Here is a 17,635-nt window from a genome sequence, read left to right as displayed (position 1 = left end):
AGATGCTTTAAGCTGCTCCTTTATTAGAAGGCAGCTCGATCAGCGATTTAAGCTGATTTTATTGCTAATTTTATTTTTAGAATAAGCAATATTTATTACTCACTGTCATTAATACGTCATAACTAACCGTTATCCTTTATTTCATTATCGGAATCCCATTTTACTGATTTTGTTTGCTTAATCATTAACATTAAAAGTGTTATAAAAAAATAAAATTAAAGCAATCTTGATCTCTGTATTCACTTAAATGGGAATAATTAAGCAGCTGCACTATTCCGTATCAATTTCCCTCTCATGAATATAAATAGGCCAAATGTAACGATGCTATCACTTGATTCGATAATCCAGAATAAAAATCTCAGTGTTTTTTTTCAGCCTATTGTTGAAAATATTAAGCGCAATATTTTTGCCTATGAAGCATTAATTCGCGGCCCCTTTGAGAGTCAGTTGTACTCACCCATTGCCCTGTTTGCAGCAGCTAAAAGCCAAGGTAGATTAGTGGATCTGGAGATTTTGTGTCGAGAATTATCGATCCTGCAATTTAAAAAACTTAACCTCGGGGGGAAATTATTTCTCAATGCCAGCCCTGAAACACTCTTTCAGCCTAATTTTCGATCCGGTCAAACGTTAAAATTACTCAAGAAAATAGATCTTGATCCGAGCCGAGTGGTCATAGAGTTAACCGAACACAGTCCTTTAGAAAATTATGAAGTGATTCGAAATGCATTGCAACATTATAAAGAGATGGGCTTTGAAATTGCGATGGATGATTTAGGCTCAGGTTATTCGGGCTTGCGGGCGTGGTATGAATTACGGCCTGATTACGTAAAGATCGATCGCCATTTTATGTGTGATATTGACAGCGATAAAGTAAAGCAGCAATTTGTGCTCTCTATAAAAAATATCGCGCAGGAGCTAGGCTGTAAAGTCATTGCTGAAGGGGTTGAAACGGCCGATGAATTTCGATTTATAGAAAAAATTGGTCTGCAGTTCTGCCAGGGTTACTATTTTAAGCGTCCGGCCGCTTTACCCGTCAGGCGTATCAATAATAACTTGTTTAGTGAAAGAAGGCTGACCACACAGTCTAAAAATAGACTTATTTCATCCAAAATGGTCGGAGAATTATTGCAGCCTATTGATGCAATTAGTAGATCAACGACCATTGAATCTTGCGCCTCATTATTTAAGGAAACACCTGAGCTAGACAGTATTCCAGTGCTTGAGGACAACAAACCAATAGGTTTAATCCACCGTAACAACCTCACTAATTTGTTTTTTTCAGCCTATGGCAGAGCACTCTCAGGGAGAAAGACGATCGCCTCATTGGTTGATCGCCAGGTGCTGATATTGGAACATGACTTATCTATTGAGCAAGCGAGTATCTTAATTAGCGATCAACCTGGAAGAAAGAAAATACTGGAATTTATTATTGTCAATAAAGGTGAATATCAAGGCATTGGCTCAATTATCGACCTTTTGAAAGAAATCACTAATCTGCAAATAAATAACGCACGTTATGCAAACCCTTTGACCTTGTTGCCGGGCAATGTGCCGATCAGTAAAAATTTGGATCAGCGACTTAAAGAACAATCACGCTTTACTATCTGTTATGTCGATTTAGATCATTTCAAACCGTACAATGATTGTTATGGTTATGAAAAAGGAGACCAAATTATTCTCGGTGTTGCTGATATTTTACGGGATATAGTGACCGATAGAGATGATTTTATTGGCCACATTGGAGGGGATGATTTTATTGTCATTTTATCTTCAGATCATTGGCAAACACAATGCGAAAAAATACTGGCAAAATTTTCAGAATGGGTTCGCCACCGCTATCGTCCGGAAGATCAGGAGAGGGGCGGAATCGCAAGCGAAGATCGTACGGGTGCCAAACAATTTTATCCTTTACTGAGTCTATCGATAGGTTGTGTCAATTTGTCGCCTTTCGTTTGTAACAGTCATAACGATGTGGCGGTATTAGCCTCCTATGCAAAATCGAAGGCTAAAAAAATAAAAGGCAATTCGTTATATTTATATGACAGTAAAACGACGGCCAACGCATTGCCAGAAAAAAAACAGCTTGCCGAATTATGTCATAGTTAATAATTAAAACAGGATTACCATCTTGAATTTTTAACTTCAAAACTCAAGATGGTAATGGTTCATGCTTAACCGCCGCCTACAATAGTTATTAATTTTTTTATAAAAAGTGTTACTGCTTGACTGTCTTCAAACTTAAAAGAAATCCCATAATGGATTTCATTGATACCTTTGTGGACTCTTTTAGGAAATCGGGTCATTTCGGCACTGTGAAAATAGGCTTCTCTTTTACTGACCCCTTTAATAGCCGCTAACTCTGCTGCAAAAACTTCAAACACCGGGCGAATAATAATGTGTGGCGACTGGTTTTCTATGTGCAGATAAAATGCTTCTTTTAGTTTAGGCAGCATATATTCTGTTATTTTTTTAATACTGAAGTTAGTGCGGCACTCTAATGTGGTTAATACATTAACGATATCGTTTTCTTGAATTTTCAAAACCTTCCTCCTGGCACTCATTGTCATTAAAATATTGCTGCTGCCTATATTTATTTAGATCAGCATAGCTGCATACCCAAATTACTTGAAGATGCCCAAGGCAGCAAGCTTTACCGCCGGGTTTTTTAAGCTTTGAGCCTCGAGTTTCGGGCTGACGGCTGACAGCTTTAGAGCATAGAGCATCGAGCTTCGAGCTTCGAGCTGACGGCTGACGGCTGACAGCTTTAGAGCATCGAGCTTCCAGCGTTCGGGCTTTGTTAGCGTCAATTAAAATTTCAAAATCACTGTCATTAAATTGTCACAAAGCTGTAATGAACTTGTAATGAGATGGGCTGATAATCACCACATCATCATAAATAAGGGAATTAAAAATGAAAAAATCAGTATTAAGCACGGTAGCACTAACATTTACTGTTTCATTATTAGCATCAGCGGCGGCAACAGCTGCAAGTCGAGATATGATCAGCGTTGTTGGTTCTTCAACTGTTTATCCCTTTTCAACCGTAGTGGCAGAACGTTTTGGGAAAAAAACACAATTTAATACGCCTAAAATAGAGTCAACAGGGACAGGCGGCGGCATGAAATTATTCTGCGCCGGCAATGGTATTGATACGCCGGATATGTCCAACGCATCACGTCGCATGAAAAAAAGTGAATATGAGATGTGTGTTGAAAATGGCGTAACAGATATCACTGAAGTACTGATTGGTTATGACGGTATTGTTGTTGCCAACTCTAATGCTGCACCGCAGATGAAACTCAGCCGTAAAGATCTGTTTTTAGCCTTAGCCGATAAAGTACCGGCACTTGATGGTAGTGAAACATTAATAAAGAACCCGTATAAAACATGGAAAGATGTTAACGCCAGTCTGCCCGCAACTAAAATTGAAGTACTGGGGCCGCCGCCAACATCGGGTACACGCGATGCCTTTGCTGAATTAGTCATGGAAGGGGGTTGTAAACAGTATCCGTGGATTAAAGCTATCAAGAAAACAGATAAAAGTGCCTACAAAGCTATTTGTCACTCTGTCCGTGAAGATCATGTTTATATTGAAGCCGGTGAAAATGATAACTTAATTATTCAAAAGATAGATGCTAATCCTGATGCAATGGGGATATTCGGCTTTAGTTTCCTAGATCAAAATACAAATAAAATTCAAGGTTCATTTATCGACGGTACTGCACCTTCATTCGCTGCGATTGCCGACGGCAGTTACCCTGTGTCACGTCCACTTTTCTTTTACGTGAAAAACTCTCATGTTGATAAAGTACCGGGTATTGCCGAATATTTAGCTGAATTTACCAGCGAATCAGCAATGGGGCAAATGGGCTATTTAACAGATAAAGGCTTAATACCACTTGGCAATGATAAGTTTGCTGAAGTGAGTGCGGATGTGAAGTCGTATAAAATGCTGCAACTGTAATATCAGTCTGCTTCATTAGCTGATAATACTTAAAATTAAGGTAGCCCAATCACGGTCTACCTTTTTACTTTAAAGGCCATCGTATGACGTCTACAGCTTTAATTTTAATCATAACGCTACTCACACTCGGAAGTTATTGGGTCGGAATGCAACGATCGATCAAGGTTGCTGGTGGCGTTAGTCAGATTAAAAACATGCACTCTTTGCCGCAGCAATTTGGTTTGCTGACTGCATTTTGCTGCGGTTTACCCGCGTTATTTCTGCTCTTATTGTGGGGGATAGTTGAACCTATTATTATCCAATCACTGCTGGTTGACTCGCTTGATGCACAGGTACAGGCATTATCCAGCGCAGATTTGAGTTTATATCTTAATGATATCCGTATTATGGCCGATTCAACCCTAAGCGAGTTATCAAATGACGGTGTAAAGCAGCAGGCAGCACTGTATCTGCAAGTGTTAAAAGACCAGGCGAGCATTCTAAAATCCGGGTTAATATTAATCACTGCGCTCGCCAGCGTGATGTTCATTGCCAGTCGTTTCAAGTTAAGCTTTTCTGCTCGAGCGTTATCCGAGAGTGTCACTAAATTCTTGTTTTTAAGCTGCTCAGTTGTTGCCATTTTTACCACCTTAGGCATTTTGATGTCGGTGTTGTTTGAATCGCTGCAATTTTTTAAATCGGTATCATCCTTGGATTTTTTATTCGGGACCACCTGGAGCCCGCAAATAGCGATGCGTAGCGATCAAGTCGGATCATCCGGTGCTTTTGGCGCCGTACCTTTATTTGCAGGTACTATGCTGATCTCCTTTATTGCCATGACGATTGCGGCACCGGTCGGATTATTGACTGCTATCTATTTATCACAATATGCGAGTCCTACTTTACGAACCATCGCTAAACCTATGTTAGAAATACTGGCGGGGATCCCGACGGTCGTTTATGGATTTTTTGCGGCCCTGACGGTTGCCCCGTTTATTCGTGATACGGGTGAAGCACTGGGTTTAAACGTGGCATCAGAAAGTGCGCTGGCTGCGGGAATCGTGATGGGCGTTATGATTATTCCCTTTGTATCGTCTCTTTCCGATGATGCGCTTAATGCCGTGCCCAAAGCGTTAAAAGAAGGCTCTCTTGCGATGGGGGCAACTGAGTCTGAGACCATTAAAAAAATACTGTTACCCGCTGCTCTGCCGGGCATTATTGGTGCCATGTTATTGGCAGTTTCGCGTGCTATTGGTGAAACTATGATCGTGGTAATGGCGGCGGGAATGGCGGCAAATTTAACCGCCAATCCGTTGGCTGCGGTGACCACGGTAACGGTACAAATTGTGACCTTATTAACGGGTGATCAGGAATTTGACAGCCCTAAAACATTAGCCGCATTTGCCTTAGGTTTAATGCTGTTTGTCACAACATTATTACTTAATGTGATTGCCTTGAAAGTAGTCAGAAAATATAGAGAACAGTATGACTAATCAGTTAAAAACTGGCCAAAAGGCACTTAATATGAATGATTCAAGCATGCACAGTAATACCGACAGAATTAAAAAAAGCCTGAAAAAACGTAACAGCAAAGAAAAACGCTTTCGTTTATGGGGAAGGCTGGCGATCAGCTTTGGCTTTCTGATGGTGGCTATCCTGTTCGCTGATATTGGTACTAAGGCGTACCCGGCTTTTTTCCAGCATTGGATAAAAGTGGATATTGAGTTTAACCGCCAGTGGCTTTCTATCGAACCATCGGATTCAGCAGTGCGACCTGACATGCAAGCGTTGAAGCAGGCAAACTATTCGGCAACGGTAAAAAAATCGCTTTATCAAATGTTTCCTTCGATCACCGCGCGTGGCGATAAACGTGATTTAATGAAATTACTGAGCTACAGTGCCGAGTTCAAAATTGAGGACCTGGTCACTGCCAACCCTGATTTATTAGGGCAGAGGGTCTCACTGTGGCTGCTGGCTGACGATGATGTTGACAGTTACTTTAAAAGCGACTTTACAGCGGGTCAAAGCAGCGGCCGTATTAACGACAAGCAGGCGATGTGGTTAAAGCAATTATTCGACTCGGGTGCGGTTGAAAAACGTTTTAACACGCTTTTCTTTACCAATAGTGATTCACGTGAACCTGAATTAGCCGGGATAAGGGGGGCGCTTAGCGGTACTATATTAACCATGATCATTGTACTGGCTATCTCTTTTCCCATTGGTGTTTCCGCCGCATTATATCTGGAAGAATTTGCACCTAAAAACCGCTGGACAGACATGATAGAGGTTAATATCAACAACCTTGCTGCTGTCCCTTCTATTGTCTTCGGTTTATTGGGGTTAGCTGTACTGATTAATATCTTCGGTTTACCGCGTTCGGCGTCCTTAGTCGGCGGTATTGTACTGAGCCTGATGACCTTACCGACTATTATTATTGCCAGTCGCGCATCGATCAAGGCGGTGCCCAACTCGATTCGTGAAGCCGCTATTGGCTTGGGGGCTTCAGATATGCAGGTCACATTAGAGCATGTGCTGCCGATGGCCATGCCGGGTATTTTAACCGGTACTATCATTGGGCTTGCACAGGCACTGGGTGAAACGGCGCCGCTGTTAATGATCGGAATGGTCGCTTTTATTGTTGATGTACCGACTAATTTTACCGATGCAGCGACGGTGATGCCCGTGCAGATTTATTTATGGGCTGACAGTCCTGAATCCGCCTTTTTAGCTAAAACCTCCGCCGCCATTTTAGTGCTTTTAGCTTTCTTATTAATAATGAATTTCAGCGCAACATTCTTACGCAGTAAATTTGAAAAAAATGGCCAGTAGTGCCTATTTAGCAGCCAATATACAGACAAGGCGAGAAGAAAATGACAATAAAAACTAAATCATTAACAGATGGAATGGAGATAGAGCACACGGTCGGTAATGTGTTCGCCGACGATCCTAAAATGTCGATGCGCAATGTCGATGTGTTTTACAATGATAAACAAGCGATAAAAAACGTCAGTATCGACCTGGCGCGTAATCAGGTTACCGCGTTAATCGGGCCATCAGGCTGTGGTAAATCAACCTTTCTACGTTGTTTAAACAGAATGAATGACACTATTGATATCTGCAAGATTAAAGGCAGTTTATTACTTGATGGTGAGGACATATATCATAAAAAAATGGACCCGGTATTATTGCGTGCGCGGGTCGGCATGGTTTTTCAAAAGCCCAACCCTTTTCCTAAATCTATTTATGACAATGTCGCCTATGGTCCAAGAATACATGGCCTGGCTGCATCTAAAGATGATCTCGATGAAATAGTTGTCACCAGTTTACAAAAAGCGGGATTGTATAAGGAAGTGAAAGACCGTTTAAGCTCATCGGGTACCGGATTATCCGGTGGTCAGCAGCAACGTTTATGTATTGCCAGAACGATAGCGGTGAGTCCCGAGATTATATTAATGGACGAACCCGCATCGGCACTTGACCCGATTGCGACCGCCATTATTGAAGAGTTAATTGATGAACTAAAAGAGAAATACACGATTGCGATTGTGACCCATTCGATGCAGCAGGCCGCACGTATCTCTCAAACGACTGCTTATTTTCATATGGGAAGTTTAATTGAAGTCGGTAGTACCGATCACATTTTTACTAACCCTTCGCATCAACTGACTGAAAACTACATAACAGGCCGTTTTGGTTAAATCGAAACCAGTCGCAGGAGAATAAGATGACAACTGATTTAAATATTACTGGGCATATATCTAAACGTTATAACGAAGAGCTCGAACAGATCCGTTACTTAGTCATTGAAATGGGTGAATTGGTGATCAAACAAGTTGAAGACGGTTTGAATTGCCTGCTCACCTCGAATACAGAGCTTGCTCAGCAGGTAATTGATCATGATAAGAAAATCAATCAATTTGAAATTAAGATAGATGAGGCCTGCACCCATATTATTGCCACCAGACAACCCGCTGCAAGTGATTTGCGTTTAATTATCTGTATTATTAAAACTATCACCGATATTGAACGTATTGGTGATGAAGCGACAAAATTAGGACGTAATGCGTTAAAAATAATTAATTCCGAACAAAATCCGCGCCAATTTAATGAATTAAAACACTTAGGCGACGCGGTTATCGCCAACCTGCATCAGGCAATGAAAGCTTATGCGGCCCTGGATATTGAAACAGCGCTGCAGGTTATTGAACAGGATGAGCAGATAAACATAGAATTTGACAATATTTCGCGGCTGTTAATCACTAAAATGATGGAAGATCCCCGCGAAATAAAAAATTCTCTGCGGATCACCTGGTGCGCTCGAGCGTTCGAACGGATAGGTGATCATGGTAAAAATATTTGCGAGTATGTGGTTTTTTTAGTCAAAGGAAAAGATGTGCGCCACATTAGTGTCGAACAGATAAAGCAGACCCTAAAAGACTTTTAGAATATGCTTGATATGTTCATGACCTAATTTCATCATCCCCTTCAATAGAAAGCGGTTGGATAATTCTATTGTGTACGCGGACTTATATTTACTTTGTGTAGCGCTGCCCTCGATGGTAGTTCGTAGGGTGCGCTTCAGCACCAATTGCCAATGCTTGCGGTGCATAGAATGCACCCTACAAATAATTATTTTCGTCTTTACTCTGTGTAGCGCAGCGCCTCTGTGTCCTCTGTGGTAATACCTTTAGGTTTGCTATAAAAAATCACCACGCAATGTTAATCTTCTTGAAGTGCCATGGTGGCCATTTTCATCGCGCTTGCAAATGATTCTGCACCCGCAATAAATAACCCGTTATGGCAGAACATAGCATCATCAATAGCGGTTACATCGACCAGTGCTTTACCGGATAAGCCGGCCCATTCTTTTGGCAGCGATTTTCTGTCTTCAAATGAACCTGGTTCAACAGGGACTGTTTGAATTCTCCATTCGCCGGTCTGAGAGGGGAATACCATATATAACGCCTCCTTAGATAAGGCGTGAACCGTTCTTTTCCACGGGGTATATTTTTCCAATACAATCACTCTTGGATCAAGCGCATTATCAATTGCTTCAGCTACAATGACTTTCGCACTAATGCCGCCGTTAGCAGAGGCTATAAAGCGGGCTAAAACGCGTACTGCAAAATCAACCGCTTCATCAAAACAGGCATCAAAGTCACTCTCTTCCTGCCAGGTCGGGTTAAACATTGAAATAGTTTGGCTAAGGCTGATGCCTTTAGAAACACCTTCGACATGACCACAATCTATGGCATCAATGTTTGATACCAGGCCTGCATCAACCGCATTGACGACGTCCTGATTATCCTGACATATTTCTAAGCCATATTTCTTCCAAATTAAACCAAATGAGGAATAGGGAATACCATTTTCGCGCTCACCTGCACCGCCACGTTGATGATGATCAAAACGGCCTGCTTCGGGATCATATTCACCACCGACATCCAGCACAATATCTGCCTTGCCGATAAGTGCTAAATCGCGTGTGCGGATCAGTTTAAAAGAAGGAAAAATCATTTTAAGGGCAGCGATACTAAAAACATCATCTGCATGAAAGTTACCGTTGTGAGTTGCTATCGTTATATTATTCATTTTTTGTGTCATTTTAGAAAGGGATAAGAAGGTGTCGGCGGTTAAACTGTGGTGTTTTTGAAGTAGTATACCAAATCCATTAAATTCATGCCCATTTATGCTTGTTAAAACACATGCTAGCTTCGTTATTAATTTTATAATTAGAACAACTAGTTATTGCAATCAATGCCTTGCTTTCATGCGTTTTTCCGGCGCCTAAATAGAACATCTAATTAGTGGAATTGGTATTAAATAAGTGAAAATCACAGGGAGGAGTCTATAGGAAGACGGCTTACAAAAATAGCTGATTTTTAAAACCTAAAAGATCTGCAAGCATTGGGCTTTAAGGCGTTAGGGCTGGAAGGCGAGCTTCGAGCTGCGAGTTTTCGGGCTTCGAGTTTTCGAGCTGCGGGCTGGCGGCTAACAGCTTTAGAGCATCGAGCTTCGAGCTTTCTAGCCTTCCAGCTTTCGAGCTTTCCCGCCTTACGGCTTATTATCCCTAATGCTGGCTACCAAAAAATCGACTGCGGCTTTAATCTTAGGTACCTGATAACGTTGTTTTTGATACAATAAAAACATGCCTAAATTTGGATTTCTGGTCACCGTTAAGGCAGGTTTTACGGTTAACTCAACGAGTTCACCCGATGCTAAATAATCTGCAACTGCCCAACGAGGCATCATTAACATCCCTGCCCCTGCAAGCGCTTTTTGTAATAACCAATGGCGATTATTGGTCATTAACAAAGGCGGCGCTGAGACATCGTGCCACTGACCTTTTATTTCACATAACCAGGGTGTTGGTCCCGCCGGCGTTTTAAAATACAAACCTCGATGCTGTTTTAAACTTAGCGCATCAGAAGGGTAACCAAATTTATCTATATAAGCTGCAGAAGCCACAGGAATAAAATCATTATTTATTAATTTAATGGCAATAACCCGCTGATCCGGGGCATAACCGCCGCGTATGGCTAAATCAACTTCATCCCTTGCCAGCGTTGATAATTCATCACTTAAATTTACATTTAAAGTCACTTGAGGATATAAGAGAGCAAACTTATCTAATAGCGGCAATAAAATCTGCTCACCAAAGCCAACCGTTGAGCTGATATTTAATACCCCCATTGGTGTTGTTTGATAAGAACGCACCGATTCATCGCTTATTTCAAGGGATCTTATAATTTCACTCACTTGCTGATAATAACGCTGTCCTATTTCAGTTAAGGTGACCACCCGGGTTGAGCGCTTTAATAAAGTGGCGCCCAAACTTTTCTCTAAATTTGCAATACGCCGTGAAAGTGATGACGGTGGCACAAAAAATACCGCCGCCGCTTTAGTAAAACTGCCCGTTTCAACAACTTGAACAAAATATTTAAGCGCACGTAACTGATCCATGGTCATTTCCTTATTTTCACGATAGTTTATTTAGCGCTAACTTAGCTTAACGATGGCTGATTTAACGAGACCTAAATTTCATGATAGTCTCGCTAATTAATAGATAATCTAAATAGCCAGAGATCATAGACCTATTATTGTCTTTATAACAATAAAGAAAGGCAAATTAGGGGATATATCTCACCCTTTAAAGTAGCCATAATGAGACCATCAGGTAGCGACTGCATCTCTTAAAGGAATATAACTATGACAACATTTACTGCAATTAATTTAATTAAACGTCCTGCGGGCGGCCCTATTGACTCATCATTATTTGAAGTCGTTAAAAAAACAATTCCGACTGTCGAAGCAGGGCAGTTTCTGGTAAAACAACAGCATATGTCACTGGATCCGGCCATGTTCGGTTGGATGAACGCTGATCTAAACAGTTACATTCCGCCCGTTGCATTGGGTGAGGTGATGCGCAGTTCCGGCATCGGTGAAGTCGCAGTGAGTAACCATCCTGATTTTGAAGTGGGTGATCGGGTTCTGGGTATGATGGGGTGGCAGGAGTATTTTTTAAGTGATGGCCAAGGGTTAAATAAAGTAACGGCTCCATTACCTAATGAAAGTGTTTTATCCGTATTTGCATTACCGGGTTTAACCGCAGTACAAGGTTTATTTAACGTGGGCAAGCCTAAAAAAGGTGAAACACTTATTGTGACAGGTGCTGCAGGCTCAGTCGGTTCAATCGTTGGACAGCTCGCCAAAGCTGAAGGTCTGCGGGTGATTGGGGTGGTCGGAAACCAGGAAAAAGCGGACTGGATAGTCAATGAATTGGGTTTTGATGCCGCAATCAATTACAAAAGTGATGATTTAGACGCGCAACTGGCAAAAGCGGCACCGAATGGCATTGATCTTTTCTTTGAAAATACCGGTGGCCCAATCCAGCATTTCATCTTTGATCGTATTAATGCACATGGGCGTGTGGTCGTCTGCGGATTAATTTCAGCTTATGATAGCGACGTGCCAGATTTAGGTCCAAGCTGGTTAAATATTATTAAACGTCGTATCAGCATTCAAGGTTTTACTATGCCGGATCACTTCCATCAAGTACCGCAGTTGTTAGAAAAATTAACCCCCTATGTCATGGCAGGACAAATTAAACACCGCTCGCATGTATTACAAGGGTTAGAGTCTGCCATTGAAGGTCTGAACTTATTCTCCACCGGTGAAAACAAAGGAAAGCTGATCGTTCAGCTTTAATTGTTTGTTTTTGCTAACTTTAAAGGTTGCCACGCAAAGCGCTGCAACCTTCAATTTAATATAAAAAACAGTGTCCCGATAGTCATGACCCCCATCGTATAGTTAAAGGCTTTTTTACGTTTTGTAGTCGTCAATCGTTGCGCGATGTTCACGCCAAGATAAGCCCATAAACTGATCGCGATAAAACCGGTGATCGCAAAACAGAGCATTATCCACAAACCTGATTCAATATAGCGTTCGCCCGTAAGGGTAAAACTACTGATACTGCCAATCGTCATCGCCCATGCTTTAGGATTTACAAATTGAAAGGTTGCGGCGCTGAATAATGTCATGGGTTTGGTTTTATTTCGCTCGGTGTTATTTTGAGAAGCATTAACTGCTATTGGTTCAACAGAGGCTGTCGCGATTTTCCAGGCAAGCCAAAATAGATACAAAGAGCCAAGCACTTTTAATAAATCGTAAAGGGCAGGGTAGCGCTCAAAGATCATGCCAAAACCCAATAATACCGACACCAGCAAACTGGCAATGCCGATTAAAATACCAAAAATATGAGGCAGTGTTTTTTGATAGCCAAATTGGGCACCCGATGCCAGTAACATTATATTGTTCGGCCCCGGTGTCACCGACATAACAAAAGCAAACAGCGAAATAGCCAATAACAAAGAGAATTCCATATCAAGCTCCTTTTCTAACATGTCGCAAACACAGAGAAATAAGACTGGGCAAAGTATTTTTATTAAGCTCCTTGGTTATATCTTGTCTGGTTTTCCCAATATCCTTTAAAAGATGCTCAGGTAAACAACGCAGTTGTTGTCGGGTCCGATAGCGACTGCTTAAACGCCTTACTCTATTGCTAATATTCATCATAACGATCCTTTGATAAGTCATTGAATCACCATTCTAAATAAATAAAACCATCAATACAGATTCAAAAAAATACATTTTAAGAATACAGGCTGTACAAATAAAAGCCTGTATGCTGTGTTTAATAGTGATCTGTATGGCAAATCATGGTTTTTTTCGATAGTATGCAATAACAGACAATACAGGGTAATTAAAATATGAAGCTATACGACAAGGTTGCTAATGTTTTACGTGAAAATATCCATGCCGGGTTATATGTAGCAGGTGATAAACTGCCTTCTATTCGTCAGCTCGTTGCCGCGCATAAGGTCAGCATTTCAACGGTACAGCAAGCCTATCACCAACTTGAGATGGAAGGGTTAATTGACGCACGTCCAAAATCTGGCTATTTTGTTGCTTATATCACCGCATCTCCTGTCTTGCCGGTCACCTCCCGACCTGCACAACGCCCTATTGAGGTATCACAATGGCAGGATGTATTGCAGGTACTGCTCGCTAAAGAAGATGTATCCACGGTTCAATTACAACATGCAATGCCCAACATGGACATGCCAAGCTTAAATCCATTATTAAAAAAAATGTCTTCATTAATGCGCCACCAAGTTGCACTCAGTTTACCCTATGGCAATATCGCCGGTGCGCCGGTGTTACGTGAACAAATTGCCAAGTTAGCGACCAATTCCGGCTGTGTATTACACCCCGATGATCTGGTTGTTACCTCTGGCTGCCAGGAAGCATTATCGGTTTGTTTACGCTCGGTGACTGAGCCGGGTGATATTGTCGCCGTTGAATCACCCAGTTTTTATGGCTCAATGCAGGCCATCAAAACCGCTAATTTAAAAGCCATAGAGATACCAACCAATGCTGAAAAGGGATTAAGTTTAGAAGCATTAGAATTAGCACTTGAACAATGGCCCATTAAAGCTATTTTAGTGACACCTACTGCGAATAACCCGATGGGATACAGCATGCTCGAATCGGATAAAAAACGCCTTTATCAATTAGCACAAAGCTACGATATCTGCATTATTGAAGATGATATCTACGGTGATATCAGTTATCAATCACCGCGGCCTAAAACCATTAAATCATTTGATGAAGATGGCCGGGTGTTATTATGCAGCTCATTTTCTAAAACCATTGCTCCCGGCATTCGTGTCGGCTGGATAGCACCGGGGCGTTATCGCGATAAAGTGACGCACGTTAAATATGTCAGTAGCTCAATGTGCCCGACATTGCCGCAGTTAGCGGTAGCAGATTTTATTCAGTCAGGCGGATATAACCGCCATACGCGTAAAGTGCGCCTGCTCTATAAACAAGGTCGAGACCATTTTATAAAGTGCATTAAACAATACTTTCCAAAAGACACTCGCATCAGTTTTCCGCAGGGAGGTTATGTTTTATGGGTAGAATTAAATAAACAATACGATGCTGTAAAATTAGCCTCTCAGTGCAATGAGGGAGAAGTCAGTATTGCCCCCGGTACCTTGTTTTCTGCAACCGGAAAATACCGCCATTGTATGCGTCTTAATTTTAGTGAAAAAACACAAGCCGAACGTGAGCACGGGATCCGCCAGCTTGCAGCTTATATCAATAAACAACTTACTGATTAACAATAATCCACAATTGATCTGAATCGGAATTTTTTTGACTAATACTTAAACCAAAAATAACCTATTTTAACCCGTAAGATTGATTCGCTATTTAATGTCATTAATATTACTTTCCGGTTATTATACGACGGGCAAAAAACAGGTCGTTAAAGAAAGGGTGCTCTACATCCTTTCTATTAAATAAATTGAGGTAACAGTCGTTAATGCTAGCTAATCCAAGTCAATTAAAAACTACTTATGATGAACAAGGTTATTTTGTCATTAGAAATTATTTTAATGCGGCTGAAATATCATCGCTTAGAAAGGTAATATTAAAATTTCATGGGTCATGGAAAGATGACAACGACATTTTCTATCGCGAGGAAGCGTTTAATTCTTCTTTAATCACTGGCAGTCAGTACTTAGCGTTTGATGATCGAGTGAAACTGTTTAATTTTATCAGTTCAAAAAAAATAATGGATGTTGTCGAGTCAGTTATGGCGGCTGATCCCGCTTTTATGAATACCCAATTATTCTTTGATCCTGTGAATCCTCAGCAAAAAGATTTTTGGCATCGAGACTGCCAGTATGATTATGATATTGAAGACCAAAAGAAAGTGATTCATGGTACGCAGGTATTACATCTTCGAGTGCCTTTATTTGATGAACCCGGCATGGAGCTGGTACCGGGATCCCATAAACGCTGGGACAGTGATGAAGAATTTAATGTTCGGGAAGAAATAAAGGGCAGGGTGAGCAGTGACAACCTTTCTAGCGGTCATAAAATTGAACTAGCTGCGGGCGACTTGTTAGTTTTTTCGGCTGATATGATCCACCGTGGTCGATACGGCTTAGATAGATTAGCATTGGATATTCTCGTGTTTGATTCAGCAGGTGATTATGCCGACTATGTGGATGACGACTGTTTGCCCGATACAGCAATGCTGGATAAAATTGCCGATCCAAGGTTATTTTTAAATACTATTCACTTAAAGTCTAAGGCTTGATTTTTCGCTAAAAATCAGTGCTCAGATCATTATTTTCCTCCTTATTTATGATCGACAGCGAATTATCCGAATAAAAAATGCTGAGGTACATAACCCATAACCATTATAATCACTGAGTTTTTTAGATTAATAGCTGTTGCGCTTACTTACAATGATCACACATTGTAAGCATGTGTGATGATAAATTTTTTCAGTCTATTTTCGATCTATAATAAGCCCCTTTTATTTCTGCAAAAAACAGCCCTAAAGTAGTATCACAAATCACAAATTTGATCTCCCCTCAATATTTTTACCTATTATGCATGGAACATTTTAATTGTGATGTTCCGATAAGGTAACATGGCATTAACATTTTAGTAACATTAACTGCAGTCCAATAAGGCAGATCTACTGAACGGAAAATGGCATCACTATTAGGACGGGAGGATCTGTGATCATAGCTTCCAGAAAAATATTCTAAATAGAGCTATGGACAAAATAAACCTGATCGACAGACATCCTCCCGCTATCAATGAATCATTATGTTTAAAATTCAAGGTACTGAAGAGAATGATGTCACTGAATTTTAACAATTTTAAACGAAGGTAATCTCATGAAAGATGTAGTAATCGTAAGTGCAAAACGTACCGCAATTGGTTCTTATCTCGGTGTGTTCAATAACATATCACCAATCGATCTGGCTGTCACAGCGGTAAAATCTGCCTTAGATGCCGCAAATGTAAAACCGCAACAAGTGGATAATCTGATTTTTGGTAATGTCTTTTCAGCAGGGCTTGGTCAAAATCCCGCTCGCCAAATAGCTAAATTTTCAGGTGTTCCCGATCAGGCAACCGCCAATGTTGTCTCAATGGTATGCGGATCCGGATTAAAAGCGGTGATGGATGCAGTGCTGCAAATTCAAACAGGCGAATCAGAAATCGTCGTTGCCGGCGGCACCGAATCTATGTCTAACGCAGTACATACCCTCGATTCGCACCGTTCAGGCGTGAAAATGGGTCACTCTCAACTGACTGACATTGTACTTAAGGACGGCTTAATGGATGCGTTTGGTGATTTTCATATGGGGATTACCGCTGAAAATTTAGCGGAAAAATACCAACTATCTCGCGAAGAGCAGGATGCCTACGCGCTTCAATCTCAAAACCGTGCAGAAACAGCAATAACATCCGGCAGATTTAAAGATGAGATCGCTGCGCATACTATTTCAAATCTCCGTGGTGATACTATTGTTGATAGCGATGAATTCCCCCGTTTCGGCGCAACACTTAAGGCTATCAGTAAAGCACGTGCTGCCTTTAAAAAAGAGGGCACAGTGACCGCCGCAAATGCATCGGGTCTAAATGATGGTGCAGCTGCGCTTGTACTGATGAGTAAAGACAAAGCAGTGGCACTCGGGTTAACACCCATGGTCACTATTCGTGCGCAAGGTGCGGCAGGCGTTGATCCTGAGATTATGGGATATGGACCGGTGCCGGCCACGGAAAAAGCGCTGAGCAAAGCCGGCCTGAGAGTTCAAGACTTGAATCTGGTAGAAGCGAATGAAGCATTTGCATCTCAATCCCTGTCGGTTATAAAAGGCTTAGGTTTAGACCCTGCTATTACCAATGTAAACGGTGGCGCAATTGCGCTGGGTCATCCGGTCGGTGCGAGCGGTGCACGCATCCTGGTCACCCTGCTTCACGAACTGACTAAGCGCAAAGAACGCTACGGACTGGCGACATTGTGTATCGGCGGTGGTCAAGGCGTTGCGCTTATTGTTGAAAACGAAAACAGATAAATAGGCAGATTATAGAATTAAAATCATAAGGTTAACCTTCGTGGCATTCTGCTGAGCTGAGTGCGTGATAACTTATCAAAATACTTAACCACTCACCAAAAATAATCCCACCAGGCGTTGATGGAAAAAATCTATTGTTCCGTCGCGCCTGCTGACTTTGCATCTTGAAGTATCATGGGTATATACGCTTAACAATCAATACGCGAAAATCTGCAAGTTACAGGTTTCAGCCATGATATTGAAA

Annotated in this window: 15 protein-coding genes; 10 read left to right on the top strand and 5 right to left on the bottom strand. The window is 41.4% G+C overall.

The features are described 5' to 3' along the window. Positions 1–321: 321 nt before the first annotated feature. A complete protein-coding gene (locus CXF72_RS13695) occupies positions 322–2,106 on the top strand; it encodes a bifunctional diguanylate cyclase/phosphodiesterase (RefSeq protein WP_198552609.1) in 1,785 nt (594 codons plus the stop codon). A 65-nt stretch (positions 2,107–2,171) separates the two neighbouring features. Here the strand turns inward: CXF72_RS13695 and CXF72_RS13690 are convergent, their stop codons facing one another. Then, on the bottom strand, positions 2,172–2,540 hold the full coding sequence (locus tag CXF72_RS13690) for a hypothetical protein (protein WP_101039649.1): 369 nt from the start codon (positions 2,538–2,540) through the stop codon (positions 2,172–2,174). A 371-nt stretch (positions 2,541–2,911) separates the two neighbouring features. Between CXF72_RS13690 and CXF72_RS13685 the strand changes: the two genes are divergently transcribed. From CXF72_RS13685 to phoU, 5 genes are all read left to right on the top strand, one after another. Next, entirely contained in the window at positions 2,912–3,964 is a 1,053-nt protein-coding gene (locus tag CXF72_RS13685; protein ID WP_101039647.1) for a PstS family phosphate ABC transporter substrate-binding protein, read from the top strand. Between the two features lie 83 nt (positions 3,965–4,047). Further along, on the top strand, positions 4,048–5,436 hold the full coding sequence (pstC, locus tag CXF72_RS13680; protein WP_101039645.1) for a phosphate ABC transporter permease subunit PstC: 1,389 nt from the start codon (positions 4,048–4,050) through the stop codon (positions 5,434–5,436). Between the two features lie 31 nt (positions 5,437–5,467). Next, a complete protein-coding gene (gene pstA / locus CXF72_RS13675; protein ID WP_198552607.1) occupies positions 5,468–6,772 on the top strand; it encodes a phosphate ABC transporter permease PstA in 1,305 nt (434 codons plus the stop codon). Between the two features lie 41 nt (positions 6,773–6,813). Beyond that, positions 6,814–7,641 (top strand): phosphate ABC transporter ATP-binding protein PstB, encoded by an 828-nt coding sequence (gene pstB, locus CXF72_RS13670; RefSeq protein ID WP_101039641.1) that lies wholly within the window; start codon positions 6,814–6,816, stop codon positions 7,639–7,641. Between the two features lie 26 nt (positions 7,642–7,667). Further along, positions 7,668–8,387 carry a phosphate signaling complex protein PhoU gene (gene phoU / locus CXF72_RS13665; RefSeq protein WP_101039639.1) on the top strand — a complete coding sequence of 240 codons (720 nt, stop codon included), beginning with the start codon at positions 7,668–7,670 and terminating at the stop codon, positions 8,385–8,387. Between the two features lie 275 nt (positions 8,388–8,662). Here phoU and CXF72_RS13655 read toward each other — a convergent pair whose 3' ends face one another. Further along, positions 8,663–9,535: an MYG1 family protein gene (locus CXF72_RS13655; RefSeq protein WP_101039635.1), complete on the bottom strand. Its 873-nt coding sequence runs from the start codon at positions 9,533–9,535 to the stop codon at positions 8,663–8,665. Positions 9,536–9,997: 462 nt separating this feature from the next. Further along, the gene (locus tag CXF72_RS13650) at positions 9,998–10,906 is read right to left on the bottom strand and encodes a LysR family transcriptional regulator (protein WP_101039633.1); all 909 of its coding nucleotides are present in this window, start codon (positions 10,904–10,906) and stop codon (positions 9,998–10,000) included. 246 nt (positions 10,907–11,152) lie between these two features. Between CXF72_RS13650 and CXF72_RS13645 the strand changes: the two genes are divergently transcribed. After that, positions 11,153–12,151, top strand: a complete 999-nt coding sequence (locus CXF72_RS13645) for an NADP-dependent oxidoreductase (RefSeq protein ID WP_101039631.1) — start codon at positions 11,153–11,155, stop codon at positions 12,149–12,151. A 50-nt stretch (positions 12,152–12,201) separates the two neighbouring features. On the opposite strand, the gene CXF72_RS13640 is transcribed toward CXF72_RS13645, so the two are convergent. Together CXF72_RS13640 and CXF72_RS20305 are read right to left on the bottom strand one after the other, a co-directional pair. Beyond that, positions 12,202–12,825: a LysE family translocator gene (locus CXF72_RS13640; RefSeq protein WP_101039629.1), complete on the bottom strand. Its 624-nt coding sequence runs from the start codon at positions 12,823–12,825 to the stop codon at positions 12,202–12,204. Position 12,826: 1 nt separating this feature from the next. Beyond that, complete coding sequence (locus tag CXF72_RS20305) at positions 12,827–13,015, bottom strand: DUF1127 domain-containing protein (protein ID WP_101039626.1); 189 nt, start codon at positions 13,013–13,015, stop codon at positions 12,827–12,829. 197 nt (positions 13,016–13,212) lie between these two features. Here CXF72_RS20305 and CXF72_RS13630 point away from each other — a divergent pair, with 197 nt between their 5' ends. The 3 genes from CXF72_RS13630 (at position 13,213) to CXF72_RS13620 (ending at position 17,391) form a co-directional block, all read left to right on the top strand. Continuing rightward, the gene (locus CXF72_RS13630) at positions 13,213–14,628 is read left to right on the top strand and encodes an aminotransferase-like domain-containing protein (RefSeq protein WP_101039624.1); all 1,416 of its coding nucleotides are present in this window, start codon (positions 13,213–13,215) and stop codon (positions 14,626–14,628) included. A gap of 203 nt (positions 14,629–14,831) precedes the next feature. After that, positions 14,832–15,614, top strand: a complete 783-nt coding sequence (locus CXF72_RS13625; protein WP_101039622.1) for a phytanoyl-CoA dioxygenase family protein — start codon at positions 14,832–14,834, stop codon at positions 15,612–15,614. Between the two features lie 592 nt (positions 15,615–16,206). Next, positions 16,207–17,391, top strand: coding sequence for an acetyl-CoA C-acetyltransferase (locus CXF72_RS13620; RefSeq protein ID WP_101039620.1), 1,185 nt, complete (start codon positions 16,207–16,209; stop codon positions 17,389–17,391). The last annotated feature ends 244 nt before the right edge of the window (positions 17,392–17,635 follow it).

It is taken from the genome of Psychromonas sp. MB-3u-54 (genome assembly GCF_002836415.1).
Lineage (GTDB): Bacteria > Pseudomonadota > Gammaproteobacteria > Enterobacterales > Psychromonadaceae > Psychromonas.
The sequence above is the reverse complement of the archived record's forward strand: the minus strand, read 5'-3'. Positions and strand labels throughout refer to the sequence as shown.

What these genes read in the sequence shown, in the direction of transcription:
- CXF72_RS13695 (WP_198552609.1), top strand. Translation starts at nt 322, where the DNA reads ATGCTATCACTTGATTCGATAATCCAGAATAAAAATCTCAGTGTTTTT.
- CXF72_RS13640 (WP_101039629.1), bottom strand. Translation starts at nt 12,825, where the DNA reads ATGGAATTCTCTTTGTTATTGGCTATTTCGCTGTTTGCTTTTGTTATG.
- CXF72_RS13650 (WP_101039633.1), bottom strand. Translation starts at nt 10,906, where the DNA reads ATGGATCAGTTACGTGCGCTTAAATATTTTGTTCAAGTTGTTGAAACG.
- pstC (WP_101039645.1), top strand. Translation starts at nt 4,048, where the DNA reads ATGACGTCTACAGCTTTAATTTTAATCATAACGCTACTCACACTCGGA.
- pstB (WP_101039641.1), top strand. Translation starts at nt 6,814, where the DNA reads ATGACAATAAAAACTAAATCATTAACAGATGGAATGGAGATAGAGCAC.
- CXF72_RS13630 (WP_101039624.1), top strand. Translation starts at nt 13,213, where the DNA reads ATGAAGCTATACGACAAGGTTGCTAATGTTTTACGTGAAAATATCCAT.
- CXF72_RS13685 (WP_101039647.1), top strand. Translation starts at nt 2,912, where the DNA reads ATGAAAAAATCAGTATTAAGCACGGTAGCACTAACATTTACTGTTTCA.
- CXF72_RS13620 (WP_101039620.1), top strand. Translation starts at nt 16,207, where the DNA reads ATGAAAGATGTAGTAATCGTAAGTGCAAAACGTACCGCAATTGGTTCT.
- CXF72_RS13645 (WP_101039631.1), top strand. Translation starts at nt 11,153, where the DNA reads ATGACAACATTTACTGCAATTAATTTAATTAAACGTCCTGCGGGCGGC.
- CXF72_RS13655 (WP_101039635.1), bottom strand. Translation starts at nt 9,535, where the DNA reads ATGAATAATATAACGATAGCAACTCACAACGGTAACTTTCATGCAGAT.
- CXF72_RS13625 (WP_101039622.1), top strand. Translation starts at nt 14,832, where the DNA reads ATGCTAGCTAATCCAAGTCAATTAAAAACTACTTATGATGAACAAGGT.
- phoU (WP_101039639.1), top strand. Translation starts at nt 7,668, where the DNA reads ATGACAACTGATTTAAATATTACTGGGCATATATCTAAACGTTATAAC.
- pstA (WP_198552607.1), top strand. Translation starts at nt 5,468, where the DNA reads ATGAATGATTCAAGCATGCACAGTAATACCGACAGAATTAAAAAAAGC.
- CXF72_RS20305 (WP_101039626.1), bottom strand. Translation starts at nt 13,015, where the DNA reads ATGAATATTAGCAATAGAGTAAGGCGTTTAAGCAGTCGCTATCGGACC.